At 41.3% G+C, this 18,689-nt stretch carries 20 protein-coding genes; 2 read left to right on the forward strand and 18 right to left on the reverse strand.

Features of this window, described 5'->3' with window-relative positions; genetic code table 11:
* Positions 1–8 precede the first annotated feature (8 nt).
* The 5 genes from PQ511_RS13650 to PQ511_RS13670 form a co-directional block, all read right to left on the reverse strand.
* On the reverse strand, positions 9–407 hold the full coding sequence (locus tag PQ511_RS13650) for a thioesterase family protein (RefSeq protein WP_420541705.1): 399 nt from the start codon (positions 405–407) through the stop codon (positions 9–11).
* Between the two features lie 169 nt (positions 408–576).
* A complete protein-coding gene (locus PQ511_RS13655) occupies positions 577–1,371 on the reverse strand; it encodes an ABC transporter ATP-binding protein (protein WP_273852466.1) in 795 nt (264 codons plus the stop codon).
* Complete coding sequence (locus PQ511_RS13660) at positions 1,337–2,371, reverse strand: ABC transporter permease (RefSeq protein ID WP_273852467.1); 1,035 nt, start codon at positions 2,369–2,371, stop codon at positions 1,337–1,339. Before PQ511_RS13660 ends, PQ511_RS13655 begins: the two co-directional genes overlap by 35 nt.
* Positions 2,372–2,484: 113 nt before the next feature.
* Positions 2,485–3,495 carry an ABC transporter substrate-binding protein gene (locus PQ511_RS13665; RefSeq protein WP_420541706.1) on the reverse strand — a complete coding sequence of 337 codons (1,011 nt, stop codon included), beginning with the start codon at positions 3,493–3,495 and terminating at the stop codon, positions 2,485–2,487.
* A 173-nt stretch (positions 3,496–3,668) separates the two neighbouring features.
* Entirely contained in the window at positions 3,669–4,637 is a 969-nt protein-coding gene (locus PQ511_RS13670) for an NAD(P)H-dependent flavin oxidoreductase (protein WP_273852468.1), read from the reverse strand.
* A gap of 168 nt (positions 4,638–4,805) precedes the next feature.
* On the opposite strand from PQ511_RS13670, the gene PQ511_RS13675 reads away from it, so the two are divergent.
* Positions 4,806–5,327, forward strand: coding sequence for a gamma carbonic anhydrase family protein (locus PQ511_RS13675; RefSeq protein ID WP_273852469.1), 522 nt, complete (start codon positions 4,806–4,808; stop codon positions 5,325–5,327).
* A 37-nt stretch (positions 5,328–5,364) separates the two neighbouring features.
* Here PQ511_RS13675 and paaX read toward each other — a convergent pair whose 3' ends face one another.
* From paaX to lplA, 10 genes are all read right to left on the reverse strand, one after another.
* Positions 5,365–6,264, reverse strand: a complete 900-nt coding sequence (gene paaX, locus PQ511_RS13680) for a phenylacetic acid degradation operon negative regulatory protein PaaX (RefSeq protein WP_273852470.1) — start codon at positions 6,262–6,264, stop codon at positions 5,365–5,367.
* Positions 6,265–6,358: 94 nt separating this feature from the next.
* The gene (locus PQ511_RS13685) at positions 6,359–7,135 is read right to left on the reverse strand and encodes an enoyl-CoA hydratase-related protein (protein ID WP_273852471.1); all 777 of its coding nucleotides are present in this window, start codon (positions 7,133–7,135) and stop codon (positions 6,359–6,361) included.
* A gap of 126 nt (positions 7,136–7,261) precedes the next feature.
* The gene (locus PQ511_RS13690) at positions 7,262–8,035 is read right to left on the reverse strand and encodes an enoyl-CoA hydratase-related protein (protein ID WP_273852472.1); all 774 of its coding nucleotides are present in this window, start codon (positions 8,033–8,035) and stop codon (positions 7,262–7,264) included.
* A 15-nt stretch (positions 8,036–8,050) separates the two neighbouring features.
* Positions 8,051–8,371: an EthD family reductase gene (locus PQ511_RS13695; protein ID WP_273852473.1), complete on the reverse strand. Its 321-nt coding sequence runs from the start codon at positions 8,369–8,371 to the stop codon at positions 8,051–8,053.
* A 27-nt stretch (positions 8,372–8,398) separates the two neighbouring features.
* Positions 8,399–8,872 (reverse strand): 1,2-phenylacetyl-CoA epoxidase subunit PaaD, encoded by a 474-nt coding sequence (paaD, locus tag PQ511_RS13700; RefSeq protein ID WP_273852474.1) that lies wholly within the window; start codon positions 8,870–8,872, stop codon positions 8,399–8,401.
* Between the two features lie 11 nt (positions 8,873–8,883).
* Positions 8,884–9,660, reverse strand: coding sequence for a 1,2-phenylacetyl-CoA epoxidase subunit PaaC (gene paaC, locus PQ511_RS13705; RefSeq protein ID WP_273852475.1), 777 nt, complete (start codon positions 9,658–9,660; stop codon positions 8,884–8,886).
* On the reverse strand, positions 9,660–10,004 hold the full coding sequence (paaB, locus tag PQ511_RS13710; protein WP_420541707.1) for a 1,2-phenylacetyl-CoA epoxidase subunit PaaB: 345 nt from the start codon (positions 10,002–10,004) through the stop codon (positions 9,660–9,662). Before paaB ends, paaC begins: the two co-directional genes overlap by 1 nt.
* Positions 10,005–10,007: 3 nt before the next feature.
* Positions 10,008–10,940 (reverse strand): 1,2-phenylacetyl-CoA epoxidase subunit PaaA, encoded by a 933-nt coding sequence (gene paaA / locus PQ511_RS13715; protein ID WP_337957773.1) that lies wholly within the window; start codon positions 10,938–10,940, stop codon positions 10,008–10,010.
* Between the two features lie 149 nt (positions 10,941–11,089).
* Positions 11,090–12,616: a fatty acid--CoA ligase family protein gene (locus tag PQ511_RS13720; RefSeq protein ID WP_273852478.1), complete on the reverse strand. Its 1,527-nt coding sequence runs from the start codon at positions 12,614–12,616 to the stop codon at positions 11,090–11,092.
* A gap of 222 nt (positions 12,617–12,838) precedes the next feature.
* A complete protein-coding gene (gene lplA / locus PQ511_RS13725; protein WP_273852479.1) occupies positions 12,839–13,828 on the reverse strand; it encodes a lipoate--protein ligase in 990 nt (329 codons plus the stop codon).
* A gap of 169 nt (positions 13,829–13,997) precedes the next feature.
* On the opposite strand from lplA, the gene PQ511_RS13730 reads away from it, so the two are divergent.
* The gene (locus PQ511_RS13730) at positions 13,998–14,192 is read left to right on the forward strand and encodes a hypothetical protein (protein WP_224598544.1); all 195 of its coding nucleotides are present in this window, start codon (positions 13,998–14,000) and stop codon (positions 14,190–14,192) included.
* A gap of 620 nt (positions 14,193–14,812) precedes the next feature.
* Here PQ511_RS13730 and PQ511_RS13735 read toward each other — a convergent pair.
* The 3 genes from PQ511_RS13735 to tkt form a co-directional block, all read right to left on the reverse strand.
* The gene (locus tag PQ511_RS13735) at positions 14,813–15,553 is read right to left on the reverse strand and encodes an MBL fold metallo-hydrolase (protein ID WP_273852480.1); all 741 of its coding nucleotides are present in this window, start codon (positions 15,551–15,553) and stop codon (positions 14,813–14,815) included.
* Positions 15,550–16,512 (reverse strand): DNA-binding transcriptional repressor DeoR, encoded by a 963-nt coding sequence (gene deoR, locus PQ511_RS13740; RefSeq protein ID WP_273852481.1) that lies wholly within the window; start codon positions 16,510–16,512, stop codon positions 15,550–15,552. Before deoR ends, PQ511_RS13735 begins: the two co-directional genes overlap by 4 nt.
* A gap of 95 nt (positions 16,513–16,607) precedes the next feature.
* Complete coding sequence (tkt, locus tag PQ511_RS13745) at positions 16,608–18,608, reverse strand: transketolase (RefSeq protein ID WP_273852482.1); 2,001 nt, start codon at positions 18,606–18,608, stop codon at positions 16,608–16,610.
* Between the last annotated feature and the right edge of the window lie 81 nt (positions 18,609–18,689).

The raw sequence follows: 18,689 nt of genomic DNA on the forward strand, positions 1-18,689 counted from the left end.
GAAATCGCTTACAATTCAGCGTTTTCTAATTTCATTGCGATCACGTTTTTAGGAAGAATAAACTGAATAACTTTTCCTGTCCCAATAAGCTCTTTTCCCCTTTTAACATCAACTCTGCTAATCACTGATTTATGCGTAAGCGAAATAATAACGGCCTGTATTTCAATAGACTGACCATTACAAGCTGGTCCCATATGCTTCACTTCAACACCCCCGCCAATTCCTTCTTCATCGTCTTCAAGATAAGGGATGATTAACTGTCTTGCAGCCCACTCCATATGATAAACCATTGATACGGTCGAATATGCCTGATGAATAATTTCGCCATTAAACTGAGCATACATATCTGGCGTGACCTCTACATGAATAACGGTATTCTGCCCAATCGAGATTCCCTGTTTCACCATCCACACCTCACACCATACTATATGACGTTTATTTAACGATATAATAACATTGCGTATAATACCCGTCAATAAATTGTCAAAAAATTAGGAACAAACTCGGCCACATAACGTTACACTCTACCATTTTTCTTTAAGAAAAACCAATCGGAAGACCGATTGGTTTCATTTACTACCCTAATAAAGCTCGATCATTATTCATTTTCGCACCTTTGATACGTTGGAATTCATGTAGCAATGCCTCAATGGTTAAATTCTGTTTATCTTCTCCTTCAACTTCTAATATAATTTTACCGCTATCCATCATGATTAGTCGATTGCCAAGATCAAGCGCCTGTTGCATATTATGGGTAACCATTAGCGTTGTTAAGTGAGTTCGGTCTACAATCTCGCCTGTTAATCTTGTAATTAAAGCAGCTCTAGCAGGATCGAGAGCTGCAGTATGTTCATCTAATAACAGCATTTTCGGCTCTGTGAAAGTGGCCATTAACAGAGACAGTGCTTGCCTCTCTCCTCCTGATAGCATCCCAACCTTCGCAGAAAGGCGATCCTCAAGACCCAAATGAAGTGTTTCGAGTGCTTCCTGAAAAGTTGATTTTAGCTTTTTCGTTACGCCTTTCATTAACGTTCTTCTTCGATTTCGATTGTAAGCAAGCGCCAGGTTTTCCTGTATGGTCATTGAAGGAGCCGTGCCTGCCATAGGATCCTGAAAAACGCGACCGATTAGCTTAGACCTTTTGTATTCTGGTAAGCTTGTAATTTGTTTTTCATCGATAAATACATCGCCAACATCAGGTGTTAACACCCCAGAGATCATATTCATTAAAGTAGATTTTCCTGCGCCGTTGCTACCAATAACGGTTACAAAGTCACCAGGGTCAAGCGTTAAATTAATGTCTTCTAGCGCCACTTTCTCATCAAGTGTTCCTTCGTTAAATACTTTGTGAATTTGATTTAGTCGAAGCATACTCTTCGCCTCCATCCTTCATTTCTCTTAACTTCAACTCTTGCTGAAGACGTTTTCGCTTCTTTCGATTTCGTTCTTTCTGACCATCTATTAATTGAGGAAGAACGAGGGCAGCAATGACAATGACCGCGGTAATCAATTTCATGTCCCCCGTCTCCAAGAAATCTACTCGAAGCGCTAAACTAACAACGATTCGATAGACGATGGCCCCTCCTACGACAGCGAACGTGGTCACTGCTATCGTTCTCGTTCCAAAAATGGCTTCTCCAATAATGACGGAGGCAAGCCCAATAATAATCATTCCAATTCCCATACCAACGTCTGCAAAAGAACTATACTGCGCAATTAAAGCACCCGCTAATGCTACGAGGGCATTCGAAAGCCCAAGTCCAAGTATGGTAAATTGATCGGTGTTTGCAGAAAAACTACGGATCATTCGTTTGTTATCACCTGTCGCACGAAGCGCCAGTCCAATTTGAGTTCGTAAAAAGAGGTCCGTTAGGATTTTTATAAGTGCCGTAACAAGCAACATGCTAATTAAAATAGACCATGTTGAGGTGAGGTTGCTGAGACCAATAGATGAGGCAACATTGTTGAAAAAAGCATCAATTCCTGTTGCCTCAAATAGCGTTTCTAACTTCGTAAAAATAGATTCTTCATTTAACAGTGGGACATTGGATCTTCCCATTATTCTTAGATTAATAGAATAAAGTGCGATCATCATTAGAATCCCCGCAAGAAGTGGGTTGATTTTCCCTTTTGTATGTAATAATCCGGTCACACAACCAGCCAAGAAACCTGCTCCAATTGCTAAAAGTGTCGCAAAAAAAGGATTTGTTCCATTTACAATTAAAATGGCAGCAATCGCTGCACCCGTGACAAAGCTCCCATCAACCGTTAAATCAGGAAAATCCAGAATACGAAACGATAAATACACGCCGAGTGCCATGATGGCATAAATAATCCCTGATTCTACTGCTCCAAACATTGCTGAACCCATACTAAGCCCCTCCAATTCTTTTCTATTTCATCATGTATTCGTTCCATTCGTTCAACATCATTCGGAAAAAAAGGTTCGAAAAAGAAACCCCCGTCTTTTTCGAACCCATTCTTTTACTCTGTATATTCCCCCATCTCTTCCCATTCTGACTTAACATCGATGCCCATTTCTTCCGCTGCTTTTTGATTCATTTTAAGTTTTAAGTTCTGAGGATACTGAACCGGAAGATCTGACGTCGTTGCTTCACCCTTTAGAATTTTCGCTGCCATTTGTCCTGCTTCATAACCAATATCTTGATAATCAAAACCATAAGCCGCAAAGGCACCTCGATTAACAGAGTCAAACTCCCCAGCAAACATCGGGATGTCCTTATCATTAGCTACACTAATAACCGATTCGAGCGCTGATACGACCGTGTTGTCTGTCACAATGTAGATCACATCTACTTTACCAACTAGCGCTTCAGCGGCTTGTTTTACTTCAGCTGAAGTAGAGACACTTTTTTCAACAGCTTTCATATTCGTACCTTCCATTGCTTTCTTCACGATATCGACCTGGGCTACAGAATTTTGTTCCCCTGCATTGTAGATTAGCCCAACATTTTTAGCATCAAATTCATTGGCGATAAATTCGATTGTCTTCGGAATCGCTTCAGGGTGTGTATCTGTTGTACCTGTTATATTCTCCCCTGGCTTATCGAAATCCTCAACAAGCTTGGCTCCTACTGGATCCGTCACAGAAGTGAAAACAATCGGAATATCGGAAGTAGCATTTAAAGCAGATTGTGCACTTGGAGTTGAATTGGCAAAAATCAAATCGACTTCATCACCCACTAAATTTTGTGCAATCGTATTACTATTGTTCATATCATTTTGAGCATTTTGCACATCGTAAGTAATGTTATCTCCTTCTTTAAATCCGTTCTCTTCGAGTGCCATTTTAAATCCTTCATAAGCAGCATCGAGTGAAGGGTGCTCCACAATTTGCGTTACGCCAATCGTATAGGTATCTTTACTTGCATCCCCTTCATCCTCTACGTTTGATGAGGAATTATTCGATCCACACCCTGTAAGTGCCATCACGCTTACAACTGAAATTCCAATCCATTTTTTCCAGGATTTCAAATGCCTGTCCTCCCCATAATAAGTTCTTCCAACTTATTCTCGTCATATTTTAACCCTATCGCCTGTCCGGCATATTGTATCGTTATGGTACACTGGCAAAACTAGTCTTGTCAACGAGTATTCAAACAATTTTAACTATTTTATATTTTCTAAAATAATAACTTTCTAGCACACTACTGTTTTAAATAGAAGTCACGAATCACCTTCATCTGATGCTCATAAACTCGTTCAGCCCCCTCAATCATTTCGGTAAATAGCTCCTGAACGGTTGGAATTGACGTGACTAGCCCGCTTATTTGCCCGCCATTAATAAATCCCTCTTCTAATCTTCCTTCTACTGCACCAATTCGATGCTTTTCCTCATCCGTCATCGCTTCAAAATCATCTGGATGAATACCCGCTCCTTCCGCGTCAATTAATTGATCTGCATATGCGGTTTTTAGAACCCTCCGCACCTTTCCTACACTGCGACCAACGATAACCGTTTCTGTATCAGTTGCTTCTAATAGTTTTTTAACATAACGCTCATGATAAGGGGATTCTTTCGTTGCAATTAATCGCGTTCCCATCTGTACGCCTTCCGCTCCTAGAGCTAAAGCTGCGGCAAACCCTTTTGAATCACCTACCCCTCCCGCAGCAACGACTGGAATTTCCACATTAGCAACAAGCTGAGGAATGAGCGTCATCGTTGTCAGTTCCAATGGCGAATTTATCCCAGCCGCTTCAAATCCCTCACCTACGATAAGATCTGCACCGGCTATTTCTGCTTTTCTCGCATGCTTCACGCTAGCAGTGACACAAATTACCTTAATGTGATGTTCTTTAAAATACGGGATATAGGGCGATGGATTTCCGGCTGAAAGAGAGACAACAGGAACGGAGTGTTTCACAGCTAGTTCACACAACCCTTTTAAGTGAGGTGTCACCGAAATCGGTATATTTAGTGCAAAAGACTTCTTCGTTCGCTTTTTCATTTCAAGTAGCAATAACTCAACTTCATCTACGCTAAGAGTACCCGTTCCAATTGTTCCAAGTCCGCCTGCTTCAGATACAGCCGATGCAAGAATCGGACTAGAGATATTTCCCATCCCTCCTTGTATAAATGGGTATTGAATGGATAACAACTCACAAAGACGATTCATAATCTATCTCCCTTCATTATTTGTGACGAAATTCATACGCTTTAAACAATAAGTGTTATACTTATACATAACATTCAAAGTAAAATGAGAAATTCCTGCTTCTTATGAAAGACGATTTGTTCCTTGTCCGTAACTATCCTGTTATCTCAGAAAGGAGACTGTATGTACATGCTATTTTCGTATAATGGTTTCACACCTAACCTTGCGCAGAATGTGTACGTAGCTTCAGGCGCCAAAATTATTGGGGACGTGACGATTGGAGAAGAATCAACCGTTTGGTTTAATGCCGTTCTAAGAGGGGATGAAGCGCCTATTTCGATCGGAAAAGGATGCAATATCCAGGATAATTGCACATGCCATTTATTTGAAGGATTTCCCCTTGTGTTAGAAGATGAAGTATCAGTGGGGCATAACGCTATTCTTCACGGTTGTACAATCCGTAAAGGAGCATTAATTGGTATGGGAGCGATCGTGCTTGACGGTGCAGAAATAGGCGAGGGCTCACTTATAGGAGCAAATACGCTTATCCCTTCAGGTAAAAAAATCCCTCCTAACTCTATGGTAATGGGGTCACCCGGTAAGGTGGTGAGGGAACTAACTCAGAAAGATAAAGAACTGATCACCTTAACAATCGAAACGTACAAAACAAAAGGAAAAGAATTTAAAGAACAGTCTATTGAAATTCGATGATAAAGAAAAAGAAGGAACGGGTGCCCGTTCCTTCTTTCTAATTCGATTGTCTTTCAGATAGCAAAGGATGATTTAACGCATCATAGCCGCGATCCTTATTTGTGAGTTCATTTCCTTCCCGAAACACTTCTTCAAAGAAACGAGAAGCTGGTTGAGCAAGTGTTTTATAGTAATCGCTAAATAACATGGCTGCGTGATCTCCTGGCCACTCATCAGGTAATAGTTTGGATGGAAGTCCTGGATCGATAAAAAGAAACTTTCGAAATTCATGAACGAGCTTAGCACGTTCGACAAAACACTCCCCATCACTCATTTTTCCATTTTCGATTTTACTACGATCAATGATATAACGTTCACTATACTTTTTAATAAATTCACGATATCGAGCGCTTATTTCAGTCAAATCCCAGCATTCGTTTACGAGTGCATGGTTTTCATGGGGTCCTTTATAATCAGCTATGAAAAAATGAACATATTCATTGATTTCATACTTATCGATTAACCATTTCACCTGTTCTTCTAGATGATTAGGAGAAAGCCACAAGCTAGCGGATGAACTTCCAAAACCACTCCAAACAAGCTCTTTTCGAAGCTCATCTCGAATATGGCGTTTTTCTTCAGGAATGGTATAAAGAAACATTCGCCATTTTCCATCCCATTCAGTTGGCCGAAGCTTGAAGATCCTTTGTGCTGCCTCATCCATTCGCCTACTTCCACGCTCTGTTAAATAGTAGAAGCTTTTATTCCCTTCTTTTCTTGATTCCACCCAGCCCTGCTTACTCATTCTTGATATAGCCGCACGTACTGATTGATCATTATGTCCGAACTCCTTTAAGAGTCGAATTAAACTACCAATCCAAATTTCATTTCCATAGTGTCTAATATATTCACCATACAATGTAAAGATCATTGATCTAGTATTCAAACTCTCGCTCATCATCATACCTCCGCTTGCCTTAAAAGCATTCCGTTATTTTTACGCGGTTCAAATATGATGTTATACTACCAGAGCCTATTCACAAGCGCAACATTTACTCACCTTTGAAGAGTGGCTTTCTTTTCTCTGCAAAGGCATCTAGTGCCTCTAGACGGTCATTCGTGGGGATCGTTACTTCATAAGCTTTCGATTCGATCGCCATCCCCGTATGACGGTCCACATTCATCCCTTCTCTCACTGCGAATTTTGCTTGTTGCACCGCAATGGGAGCATTTTGACAGATCTCTTGTGCTAATTTTTCACAATTACTCAGTAAGTCTTCACGCGCCACTACTCCATTTAAAATGCCATATTCGTAAGCTTCCTCTGACGTCAATTTGCGTGCAGTTAACACTAGTTCCATTGCTTTCGCTGTTCCTATTAATCGAGGTAGTCGTTGAGTGCCACCCGCTCCAGGTATAATACCAAGACTTGTTTCGGTTAAGCCCATTTTTGTCTCTTTGACGGCATAGCGAAAATCGCATGCTAGGGCAAGCTCAAACCCTCCTCCAAAAGCAAATCCATTCAATGCGGCGATCGTAGGCTGAGGAAGGGACTCTACTGAGGTAAACACCTCACGGATTTTTTTGACATTGCGCCGAACTTCACTTTCAGAGAGCGTCCTTCTCTCTTTCAAATCAGCACCCGCACTGAAAGCCCTTTCACCTGCCCCTAAAAAAATCACGGCGCGAACATTTCGATCGGAATAAATATCGTCAACAATTCCCTGTAGAACTGAAAGGGTTTCATAATTAAAACAGTTTAAAACATCCGGGCGATTTAACGTTACGTATCCAACATGGTTTTTCACTTCATATGTAACAACTGACATTTAAAGACCTCCTCTATGATGGTAAACATAGGAAAGAGCCGGGCAGTTGATCGACAACCACCTCGGCTACTTTCGCTCTATCTCATCTATTCAAGATTTACCCCCGGTTTCCTGCTTTTTATCTCGTCATTTTCCTTGAAACACTGGTTTACGTTTCTCAGTAAATGCTCGTAGTCCTTCTAGATGATCTTTTGTTTGGCCAACTTCTGCTTGCGCAACAGCCTCCATTTCAAGCACCTCATCAAGTGTACCATCCCAACTACGAAGGAGACTCTGCTTAATAAGACTTACCGCTTTTGGTGGAAGACTAGCAAGACGATTCGCAAATTGACTCACACCCATTTCCCACTGCTCATTGGAATAGATTTGAGTAACAAGTCCAAGTCGCTCTGCATCAGAAGCACTTACCTTGTCACCAAGTATCGCTAGTTCTAACGCTTTCGCGTGACCAATGAGACGCGGAAGAAAGTAGGTGCTTCCAGAGTCTGGTACAAGACCTACATGAACAAATGCTTCAATAAAGCTTGCATTCTCATGAGCTAATCGAAAGTCGCACGCAAGAGCGAGACTCATGCCTGCACCAGCGGCTACTCCGTTAACTGCAGCGATAACTGGTTTTGTAGATGAAGTAATTTCCTTTACCATCGGATTATAAGTAGACCGAAGCATTTCTCCATGATCGACTCCTGTTTCAACTCCATCTAAATCTTGACCTGAGCAAAAAGCTCTGCCATTCCCTGTCATGACGACACAGCGACTCTCGTTATCGTTATTCGCAAGCTGAATCGCTTCCGTTATTTCCTTATTCATCACAAATGTAAACGCATTCAATTTATTCGGTCGATTCAAGCGGATCCAGCTGATGCGATCCTTTACTTCATATTCAATTGTTTCAAACATTCCTTCCACCTCACTTTACTTTGCGTCAGCTGTTTCTTCAACTTCTTCCCCAATCATGAGAGTTACGAGATCCCCCGCAAAGCCCATTAAATCTTTACCCGAAGCTTTTCCTTCCTGAGACTTCATCCCAGCTTTCATAGATTCATGATCCTCATAGTACATTTCACACATTAAATAATAATCACTTTTCCCCATAGGTGAGCCGACAATCTTTGTCACGTCCATTTTCTTTAGTCCAGGGATTTTAGCTGTAATTGGAGCGTGTGTATTAAAATAATGCTCATCAAATTTTTGGGTATTCTCCGGATGCTTATACAATGCGATTACTTTAACCATCTTTCATCAACCTTTCCTTTTTTAGAATTAAATGGAGACTGGCTTCATCGCTTCAAATGGATTTTTACAAGTTTTACAATACAGAATGCTTCGACATGCTGCAGGTCCAAAGATGTTATCCATAGTCGTGTAAACAGATCCACAATATGGACAAGGTACATGCCATTCCCCGTTAACTTGATCTTCAGGTGGAGCAATACCAAACTTTTTCAATTCTTGTTTCGCATTCTCTGAAATAAGGTCGGTTGTCCAAATGGGATGCCGAATAAATGTAACAGCTAAAGATTTCACTTCAGGAATACTTTCTACAGCCTGTTCGATATTCCTTTTAATGATTTCTAATGCAGGACACCCTGAGAATGTTGGCATCACTTCAATAGTAGCTTGATCTCCCTGAAAATGAACTTTATGAATCATTCCAAGATCGACCACACTGACAACTGGAATCTCAGGATCTTTTACTGAATCAAGCACCTCCATTATTTTTTCTTTAAGGATCATTTCTCCCCTCCTCACCATTCTGCCGTAGGGATAGATTGATAAACTTCTGACAATGTTTCGAGAGCTTTTGCTAAATGGGGTGTATGTACCCCGTTTCGCCCTTCCCCCTGTTTCATTTTCATTGGAGACTTTGTATCTTCTTTCTTTAAGTAAGTCATCCACCGTTGTTTGAGAACCTCTTCCCTTTCAATAAGGGAAAGCCTAACCATTCGATCACCAAATCGCCCATATGAAAAAACACCATCTAACTCTTCCAGTACCGTTTTTACGGATTCTTCCATTCTCCTTCTTGCCTCAGGAGTACTATTGATCAGTTGCTTATACCAAACCTCCCAATGCATCATATGGTAGCTCATCTCAATAGAGATTTTTTGAGCAATTTGCTGAAGAGGCTCATAAGATGCTTTCTTAATGGATTCTAATCGTATCTTCTTGGCCAGCGTGTAGAAATAATTGCGAACGACGGTAAATGCCCAATCATATGATGGGTCTTCTAAATAAGTTCCAGTTCCATTCGGCAACTCCACAAGTATGGCATTTCGAAATTGCCGAGGAGAGCGATCATGGGTTAGGGCATCCACTTGCCCTTCCCCAAGATCTTCGAGCAGTCCATAATAAAGCGCCGCATGCCCCATCAAATCCTGACTGATGGAAGCAAACGCCACATCCTCTTCGATATGAGGAGCAAGACCGAGCCATTCTGATCCACGGTAGGCGAGTAGAAAATCATCATCAGCTAATTGATAGATCAGTTCAATTAAGCACTCTCTGTATTCCGTTGACTCCATTAGCCTTCTCCTCCTCCCATAATGTCTTTTTCAGTAAGTTGCTCCTGCTCATACTGACGCCACTTTTTCTTTAAATATCCATAACCCTTTGTTTCACGATAACTTTTTTCTAAATGGTTCATCGATTCTTTTTCTTCCTGACTCATCCTCTTTATGTGCCCCCGCTTCACAACCCAAATATCAGCCACTTGCTCCCTTCGAAAGAAATTCTCTTTCGCCATAATGAATGCGAGTTCCTCGTTTGGTGCAAGCAGACTAAATTGATGTTGAAGCGCAGATGTGTCTGTTTTCTTACTAAATACCTCATAAACCTCATAAAAAAGACTACCCTCTTCACTCACCATATCTCACCTCGCAACTTTTGATACTCCACTTGATCCAAGCGCCTCTCTTACCCAACTGTTCATTTCATAGGATTGCACCCGAAGTGCTAATCGCTCCTTCGATTTCGGTCCATGACCGGTTACAATTTTCTTGAATTCTTCCCAATCCGGTTGTTGATACTGCCATTCAGACGTTTCTGCATCAAATCGCAGTGTAGGATCAGGGATCGTTAGACCAAGTGCCCAGATGCGAGGCACATACTTAGTTAGAAATTCCTGCCTGAGCTGTTCATTCGTTTTTGTCCGAAGCTTGTAGCGCATATTTTTATCTTGGTTGCTATGGCCAGTTTCCGCATTTGTTCTTGGGCCAAAGAACATTAATAACGAGGACCACCATCTGTTAATAGAGTCTTGTAACAGCGCTCGTTGCTCGTTCGTTCCTTCAGCCAAACTCATAATAATACTTTCTCCGTGTTGAGCATGAAATACCTCTTCTGCACAAATCCGTTTTAAAGCGCGGCCATATGGCCCATAAGAAGTACCAAGCATCATAGTTTGAGAAATAATGGCCGCACCGTCTACTAACCATGCAATGACCCCAGCATCCCCCCACGTTGGTGCTTTCATATGAAAGACATTATGAAATTTAAGTTTCCCTGAAAACAGATCCTTCATAATATCATCACGATTTTTCCCTAGGGGTTCCATTAAATCTTCCGCTACCCGAAGTAACAATTGTCCATGACCCATTTCATCCTGAACTTTTGCCATGATCGCAAGCTTACGGTAAACAGTTGGGGCCTTTGGAACCCACTCTTTTTCAGGTAAAGCGCCCATTATTTCACTAATTCCATGCATGGAAATTAAGCGAATCAACGCTTCTCGATAGTCATCCGGCATCCAATCATCCGCTTCGATTTTTTCACCTTGATTGATTCGACTCATAAAATGATCCATTCTTTCATTTACAGAAACCTCCACTGTTCGCACCTCCTATATAACGTTTATTTAACGTCATTATATTTTATTGTCATATAAATTTCAATTGTTTTCTGATTATTCATAACAAAAGCCGATCCAATTTGGATCGGCTTTTGGCTTTTATATTAAGCGTTCACTTGTTTCCGAAGCGCTTTTCTTAATATTTTTCCAGTTGTGTTCTTTGGCAACTCATTAATGAACTCCACAATCGTCGGGCATTTGTATTTTGCCAGATGTTCTTTACAATAGTTCATCACATCTTCTTCCGTCATTTCCTGTGTTGTGACAATAAATGCTTGGACCGCTTCTCCAAAATTTGGATCAGGCACCCCTACAACTGCAGCTTCAACGATATCGGGATGTTGATAAAGAACTTCTTCGACTTCTCTTGGGTAGACATTATAACCTCCAACAATAACCATGTCTTTTTTACGATCGACAATATAGAAGTAGCCTTCTTCATCCATTCTTGCTAAATCACCAGTAAATAGCCAGCCTTCTTTCAAGGTTACTGCGGTATCTTCAGGCATTTTATAATACCCTTTCATCACATTCGGTCCTTTTACCGCAAGCTCTCCAACCTCTCCTACTGGCACTTCCTGGCCCAGTTCATCAACGACTTTATTCTCAACATTCGTGATGTTCATGCCAATCGAACCTGCTTTTCGTGGACGATCTAGGGGATTGAAGCACGTAACAGGAGAAGCCTCTGATAATCCATACCCTTCTGATATACGAACCTGAAATTTCTCTTCAAAACGATGAAGAAGCGCCACAGGTAAAGAAGAACCTCCTGAAATACAAAGGCGCATATGCCGAAAATATTCAGCCCGTCCTTCAGGGTATTGATAGAGAAAATTGTACATTGTTGGTACTCCTGCAAAAATAGTAGCTTTGTATTTCTCAGCGACACGGAAAACTTCTTGAGGACTGAACTTCGGAAGAATTAAAAGCGTTCCTCCTGATGTAAGTGGGGCATTCATGGAAACAGTCATGCAAAACACATGGAACATAGGGAGTGCAGTGATGACAACGTCACCGGAAGAGATTTGGAGGTAAGAGCCTGTATCTGAAGCATTACTAAATAAGTTCTTATGTGTGAGCATCGCACCTTTTGGTTTTCCTGTAGTTCCAGAAGTATAAAGAATCACAGCCAGGTCATCATCGTTTATGTTAACCTCTTGTAAGAGCTCACTCTGATTTTCAACCATGTTTGAAAACGGTTTCATTTTTATGTTTGAAATTACCTTCTCTTTTTCACTCTTTCCTGTATATACTACTAAAACGATGTTTTGTAGCTGATCAGCCATTTTTTCGACTAAAGGTAGCCCTTGTTCCAACGTAACGATCGTTTTGACATCACCATTATGAAGAAGATAACCAATTTCATCTGGCGTATAAATTGGATTAATTGGAATTACGACTGCGCCAGCTCGTAATACACCGTAGTAAGCAATTAAAAACTCAGGTGAGTTTCCTAGTATTAGAGCCACATGATCATTCTTTTTAATTCCCTCTGCCACTAAATTTGCGGCAAATGCAGACACCTTCTGATCAAGTTCTTTGTACAAGACAGCTTCATCCTGATAAATATATGCCTGTTTCTCAGGATAAGTCGCCGCTGTCTCTGTTAATTGCTGAGATAGATTCATTCGCTCTCCTCCTATATGAATGAGTAGTCATTCATTTTTAATTTTCTAAATATATTATATTGGAAGAAAATTTTACTAGCAAGGGGAACAGAAGAAAGTTCATAATTTAATTCTCAATAGATGACATTGATTACCGTCAATCATTCACCCGGGATTCATTAGCTGAGCTCGAGGTAGAGTGACTTTAATAGAAGAAGGAGCTGGATATCCAGCTCCTTCCTTTTAATAGAGAAGATCAATAAATTCTTTTTTTGTTATTTTACCGAAATAATGAGATACATCCACGTGCTGAAGTGTTTCTTCAAGTGAGCCAGGTTCATAGCGAACACCAGTAAGTTTGTTTTCAAGCTCTTTTACATCTCCAACTCCAAAGAAATCTCCAAAAATGGTCGCCTGTTCAATGTATCCCTTTTTTACTTCTAGACGAACATCAATTGATCCAATTGGAAAACGTTTTGAGTGCTGCACATTAAATTTCGGGGAGCGGCCATAATTCCAATCCCAGTTCTTATATCGTTCTTCCGCAATTTGCTGAATGGCCTTCCAATCTTTTTGCGTTAAATCATAAGAAGGAATGTGCTCTTCTCCTTCAAAAATATATTGAAGCAATGTTTGTTTAAACTGCTCTCGCGTCATCTCTTGATCCATATGTTCACTAATATTCGTAACCCGACTGCGAATCGATTTAATCCCTTTCGATTCAATCTTCTCTTTATTGACTTTTAAAGCTTTTACGACATTTTCTAAGTTTACATTAAACATTAGCGTGCCATGGCTGTACATTCTTCCTTTTGTTGAAAACTGTGCATTACCAGATATTTTCTTTCCATTTACTAACAAGTCGTTTCGCCCGCTGAGTTCTGCATTGACACCAAGCTTACTAAGAGCCTTTACCACGGGATCAGTAAATTTCTTATAGTTATGAAAACTGTTTCCGTCATCCTTCGTAATAATACTAAAGCTTAAATTACCAGGATCATTATAAACCGCTCCACCACCTGAAAGCCGTCGAATCACATCTACATTATTCTCACGGATATAGCTCGTATCAATTTGCTCAATCGTATTTTGGTTTTTCCCCACAATTACCGTCGGATTCATCGAGTAAAATAACAAATACGTCTCCTCAGGATCAAGCTCCTTCAAAATATATTCCTCAATTGCAAGATTAATCCCAGCATCCATGATGTTTTCATTATCTATATAAAGCATTCCTGTACCTCCTGTTTGTTCTCTCTCTATTCTAATAAATTGTCGGAAAGGAAGCAAAAACCTGATACTTATGTCCCCCTGCCAAAGTATGAAAAAGCAATCCCCCCTACCCTTTCCTAGCCTTCTCCGTACGAATATTGTAAGCAAACGCATTTTGAGGAGGAGCAATATGAAAATCGTCTATTACGAAAAAGGTGAAATCCCCGTCATCGTAGGGGCATCAAACCTAAACTCAAGCCTAACCATCGAACAAATCAAATCCGAAGGTGAAAAAAAATCCAAAGAACTAGCCCGCCTACTCGGCCGAGAAATCGGATTCCTAATGGACATGAACGGAAAACTAGACGCAACGTTGGGGGAATAACGAAAAGCGAAGACGAGCGTTTAGAAACGGAGATATTGGAGCTCTTGAACTAGAACACGTCCTTTGTGTTCTGGTGAAAGAGCGAAATATCGCAGTTTCTGCGAGTCGCAGCTAGACATGAAAAGCGGAAGTGCCCGTTTAGCCTCGACAAGCGCTGGAGCCTCATAAAAAGAACACGGTCTTTGTGTTCATTTTATGAGGTGAAGCGATCGAGAGGCTGGGCGCTGCAGCTAGATCTATTAAAAGCGGAAGTGGGCGATTAGGTCCGACAAGCGATGGAAGACGTACATTTGAACACGGTCTTTGTGTTCGGATTTACGTCTGAAGCGCTCGAGGACCTGCCCACTGCAGCTAGACATGAAAAGCGGAAGCCTCCGTTTAAACCCGGCAGGCACTGGAGCCCTCCAAATTGAACACGGTCTTTGTGTTCGAGTTGGAGGGTGAAGTGACAGAGGGTCTGGAGGCTGCAGCTGGATCTAGAAAAGCGAAGACGAGCGTTTAGAAACGGAGATATTGGAGCTCTTGAACTAGAACACGTCCTTTGTGTTCTGGTGAAAGAGCGAAATACCCACCACTCAAAAAGCCAGAAGAAGGCACTCTTCTTCTGGCTTTCACTTTCCTTATTCTTCTGAATCCCAAACGAGCCCTGTCGAAGCAAGAACAACGTTCCCATCAAAATGCTGTTTTGCATCTTTTTCAAGATCCGATAACTCTCCAAAATGCGGAAGATGCGTCAGCATAAGAGTGGAAACATTTGCTGCGCTTGCAATTCTTGCTGCATCCGTACTATTCATATGCCCCATTTTTGAACCATCCATATCTGCATAAAGATTGCATTCTGAAATGAGTAGATCAGCCCCTTCAGAAAAGGTTTCAAACTCTTTGAGATAGCTGGAATCTGCTGTAAATACCGCGGTGTGCTTCCCATCAGTAATTCTCACCGCATAGCAAGGAACGGGATGCTTTGTCTTTTGAAAAGTAACAGAAAAAGGACCAAGTTCTAAACGATCTTGTTCTTCATAGGCTCTTGCTTCGGTATAAGGCTTGTGGTCCAGACTTGCAAAACCTGCTTCATCGAATCTATGCCCATAAATTGGGAGAGTAGGGAGTTCAGCTTTTGTTTTTGACTGGATTAAGCGACCGTGATAAAGAACCCCTACATCCGCAATATGATCTGGATGATAGTGACTAATGATGACACTATCAAGTTCTTCTACAGAAAGGTAATATTGCAGTTGCGCCAATACACCACTTCCACAATCAATTAATAAATTGTAGCCTTCTCTTTGAAAGAGATACCCTGCACTCGCTTCTCCAGCTTTAGGATAACCACCCCATGGACCTAAAACGGTCATTTTCATCGTTGTTCCCTCCCCTGTTTTTTCTTCTCTAATAAAGCGCGAGCCGTAAATTGATCTGTTATCAGCACATTGGCGTAGCCACCTTCTAATGCGCCATATATCGCCTCTATTTTCTTAGGACCACCAGCCGCCAATATTGACTTTTCTTTTGCTGAAAGCTCCTCTAAATCAATTCCAATTGTGCGCTCATTTAATTCCTTATGAATGAGGTTGCCTTTTTCATCAAAAAACCTTGAACAAATTTCTCCAACAGACTTGGTATGAATCATTTCAAGTTCTTCTCTTGAGACATAATCAGCCTGGACAATAACCGAATCATTCGTAGGAATACCAACGCTAAATAGTGCAATATTTGCATTTCGTCCCATATCAAGAACGCGACGAATGTGCCTATCTTCTTCCATCGTTTGCTTTACAAGAAGATGATCTACAATCGCAGGAACAGGTAAGAAGTGACTCGTAGCATGAAAGGCTCGACCAAGCATTTGAATCACTTCATAAGCATAGGTATTTGTTTCTGAATAACTGATTCCTCCATTTAATTGAACGACTGACACGTTTTTCAATAACTTGTGACGCAAATTCTTACCGATTTCATTTAGAGTAGTCCCCCATGAAACACCAATTAAATCATTGTCTTGCATAGCTGAATTTAAATAATCCGCTGCGACTTTACCAATATGTTTTTTAACAAGGTCATCTTCAAATTGGGGAACGATCGCCACTCTCGCTTCTACCAATGAAAATGCATCTGCAAGCTCTTCAGCAAGCAAGTGTACGTCCTGTGAGGGATCGTGTATTTTAATTTCAACAATACCTTCTGCTTTTGCCTGCTTTAATAAACGTGAAACAGTCGGTCTAGAAACAGCTAGTTCCCTCGCAATTTCCTGTTGACTATAGTCTAATTGATAGTACAAGCGAGCAGCTTCGACTACCTTTGTCAATTTCTCTTTATCCATAGCAACACCTGTTTATTCAAATATTTAATGGTCATCGGTTAAGAAAAAGGCTTCCAGAAAGACTATTTTCGCCTTCTGAAAGCCTTCCGCTCTTCTTATTTTGAGAGCATTGCTTTAACTTTATTGACTACATTTTCTGCAGTAAAGCCAAATTCCTTAATAACCGTGTCGCCAGGGGCAGATGCTCCAAAGCGGTCAATTGCAAGGATATCACCTTTTTGACCAACGTACTTATCCCAGCCGAATGAAACGCCCATTTCAATACCAAGACGAGCCGTTACATTTTCCGGAAGAACGCTTTGCTTATAATCTGCTGATTGTTTCTCGAAACGATCCCAGCTAGGCATGCTGACAACGGAAGCTGAAATACCTTCTTTAGAAAGAAGTTCTTGCGCTTCTACAGCTAAACCAACTTCAGATCCAGATGCCAGAAGAATCGCTTCAGCATCGTCGCTACCAGCTACAACATAAGCACCACGTTTAACGCCTTCGTATGCTTGTTCTTGAGAATCTGTCACAACAGGAAGGTTTTGACGAGAAAGCACAAGAGCAGTTGGGTGGTCAGTTGCTTCAACAGATAATTTCCACGCTGCTGCAGTTTCATTACCATCTGCTGGACGAATGACAGAAAGACCTGGCATCGCACGTAGTGAAGCTAGCTGCTCAACAGGTTCGTGAGTTGGACCATCTTCTCCTACAGCTACGCTATCGTGAGTAAATACGTAAGTTACAGGTACTCCCATTAATGCTGATAGGCGAAGAGCTGGACGAAGGTAGTCAGAGAATACGAAGAAGGTTGCACCAAAGATACGAAGACCTTTGTGAAGGGCAATTCCGTTCATCGCTGCTGCCATTCCGAATTCACGTACGCCGAACCAGATGTTACGTCCGCTATAATCTGCTGGCGAGAAGTCCTGCTCGTCTTTTAACATTGTTTTGTTAGAAGATGCAAGGTCAGCTGATCCACCAAAGATTTGCGGGTTGTTTTTAGCAAGAGCATTAAGAACTTCTCCAGATGCAGCACGAGAAGCTGTGCTTGTTCCTCTTTCATAAGTAGGAACTTCGCTATCCCATCCTTCAGGAAGTTCGTTATTTAGAGCTGCCGTTAGTTGTTTCGCAAGCTCAGGATATTCTGCTTCATACTTTTTGAAAAGTTCATTCCATTCCTGCTCTTTTTTGCTTCCAGCTTCTTTAACATCTGCAAATTGGCCTTTCACTTCTTCAGGAATGTAGAAATCTTCTTCGAAAGTCCACTGATAGTTTTCTTTCACTAGCTGAATCTCATCTTTACCAAGTGGAGCACCATGAGAAGTGTTTTTGCCACCTTTGTTTGGTGAACCATAGCCAATTGTTGTTTTCACTTCAATTAGTGTTGGCTGATCAGTGTTGCTTTTCGCTTGTTTAAGAGCATCTGCAATAGCATTCATATCATTGCCATCTTCAACACGGATCACTTGCCAGCCATATGCTTCATAACGCTGTTGAACGTTTTCTGAGAAGGATTGATCAAGATCACCGTCAAGAGAGATGTCGTTTGAATCATACATCACAATAAGGCGACCAAGCTTCAAGTGGGCAGCTAGAGAAGCTGACTCTGAAGAAACACCTTCCATTAAGTCACCATCACCACAAATGCTGTACGTATAGTGATCAATGACGTTAAAGTTATCTCGGTTATACGTTGCTGCTAGATGACGTTCAGCCATTGCCATACCAGTTGCCATCGCAAGTCCCTGACCAAGTGGTCCAGTTGTTGCGTCTACTCCTGGTGTCTCACCGAATTCTGGGTGTCCTGGAGTATTGCTTCCCCACTGGCGGAATGATTTTAAATCTTCCATTGTTACGTCATATCCAAACAAGTGAAGCATGCTATAAAGTAGAGCTGAACCATGACCTGCTGATAACACAAAACGGTCGCGGTTAAACCATTCTGGGTTAGATGGGTTGTGATTCATGAACTGACTCCATAGCGTGTAAGCCATAGGTGCAGCTCCCATCGGCATGCCTGGGTGACCTGAGTTTGCTTTTTCAACTGCATCGATTGCTAGTGTACGAATCGTATTTACAGCAAGTGAATCCATTTGAGTCGTTGTCATATGTATACACTCCTTTTTTATATTGAAATTTAGTAAAATCACTCTTGAACAAATGTACATCTGCTATTATACATGAGTGAA

Origin of the sequence: Guptibacillus spartinae, from assembly GCF_028610625.1 — a bacterium.
Lineage (GTDB): Bacteria > Bacillota > Bacilli > Bacillales > Guptibacillaceae > Guptibacillus > Guptibacillus spartinae.

What these genes read in the sequence shown, in the direction of transcription:
- paaA (WP_337957773.1), bottom strand. Translation starts at nt 10,940, where the DNA reads ATGGATCATTTTATGAGTCGAATCAATCAAGGTGAAAAAATCGAAGCG.
- paaC (WP_273852475.1), bottom strand. Translation starts at nt 9,660, where the DNA reads ATGGAGTCAACGGAATACAGAGAGTGCTTAATTGAACTGATCTATCAA.
- paaD (WP_273852474.1), bottom strand. Translation starts at nt 8,872, where the DNA reads ATGATCCTTAAAGAAAAAATAATGGAGGTGCTTGATTCAGTAAAAGAT.
- PQ511_RS13690 (WP_273852472.1), bottom strand. Translation starts at nt 8,035, where the DNA reads ATGTTTGAAACAATTGAATATGAAGTAAAGGATCGCATCAGCTGGATC.
- PQ511_RS13685 (WP_273852471.1), bottom strand. Translation starts at nt 7,135, where the DNA reads ATGTCAGTTGTTACATATGAAGTGAAAAACCATGTTGGATACGTAACG.
- PQ511_RS13670 (WP_273852468.1), bottom strand. Translation starts at nt 4,637, where the DNA reads ATGAATCGTCTTTGTGAGTTGTTATCCATTCAATACCCATTTATACAA.
- paaX (WP_273852470.1), bottom strand. Translation starts at nt 6,264, where the DNA reads ATGAGCGAGAGTTTGAATACTAGATCAATGATCTTTACATTGTATGGT.
- PQ511_RS13660 (WP_273852467.1), bottom strand. Translation starts at nt 2,371, where the DNA reads ATGGGTTCAGCAATGTTTGGAGCAGTAGAATCAGGGATTATTTATGCC.
- PQ511_RS13650 (WP_420541705.1), bottom strand. Translation starts at nt 407, where the DNA reads ATGGTGAAACAGGGAATCTCGATTGGGCAGAATACCGTTATTCATGTA.
- PQ511_RS13735 (WP_273852480.1), bottom strand. Translation starts at nt 15,553, where the DNA reads ATGAAAATGACCGTTTTAGGTCCATGGGGTGGTTATCCTAAAGCTGGA.
- lplA (WP_273852479.1), bottom strand. Translation starts at nt 13,828, where the DNA reads ATGCTTTATATAGATAATGAAAACATCATGGATGCTGGGATTAATCTT.
- PQ511_RS13655 (WP_273852466.1), bottom strand. Translation starts at nt 1,371, where the DNA reads ATGCTTCGACTAAATCAAATTCACAAAGTATTTAACGAAGGAACACTT.
- PQ511_RS13695 (WP_273852473.1), bottom strand. Translation starts at nt 8,371, where the DNA reads ATGGTTAAAGTAATCGCATTGTATAAGCATCCGGAGAATACCCAAAAA.
- tkt (WP_273852482.1), bottom strand. Translation starts at nt 18,608, where the DNA reads ATGACAACGACTCAAATGGATTCACTTGCTGTAAATACGATTCGTACA.
- deoR (WP_273852481.1), bottom strand. Translation starts at nt 16,512, where the DNA reads ATGGATAAAGAGAAATTGACAAAGGTAGTCGAAGCTGCTCGCTTGTAC.
- PQ511_RS13730 (WP_224598544.1), top strand. Translation starts at nt 13,998, where the DNA reads ATGAAAATCGTCTATTACGAAAAAGGTGAAATCCCCGTCATCGTAGGG.
- paaB (WP_420541707.1), bottom strand. Translation starts at nt 10,004, where the DNA reads ATGGTGAGTGAAGAGGGTAGTCTTTTTTATGAGGTTTATGAGGTATTT.
- PQ511_RS13675 (WP_273852469.1), top strand. Translation starts at nt 4,806, where the DNA reads ATGCTATTTTCGTATAATGGTTTCACACCTAACCTTGCGCAGAATGTG.
- PQ511_RS13720 (WP_273852478.1), bottom strand. Translation starts at nt 12,616, where the DNA reads ATGAATCTATCTCAGCAATTAACAGAGACAGCGGCGACTTATCCTGAG.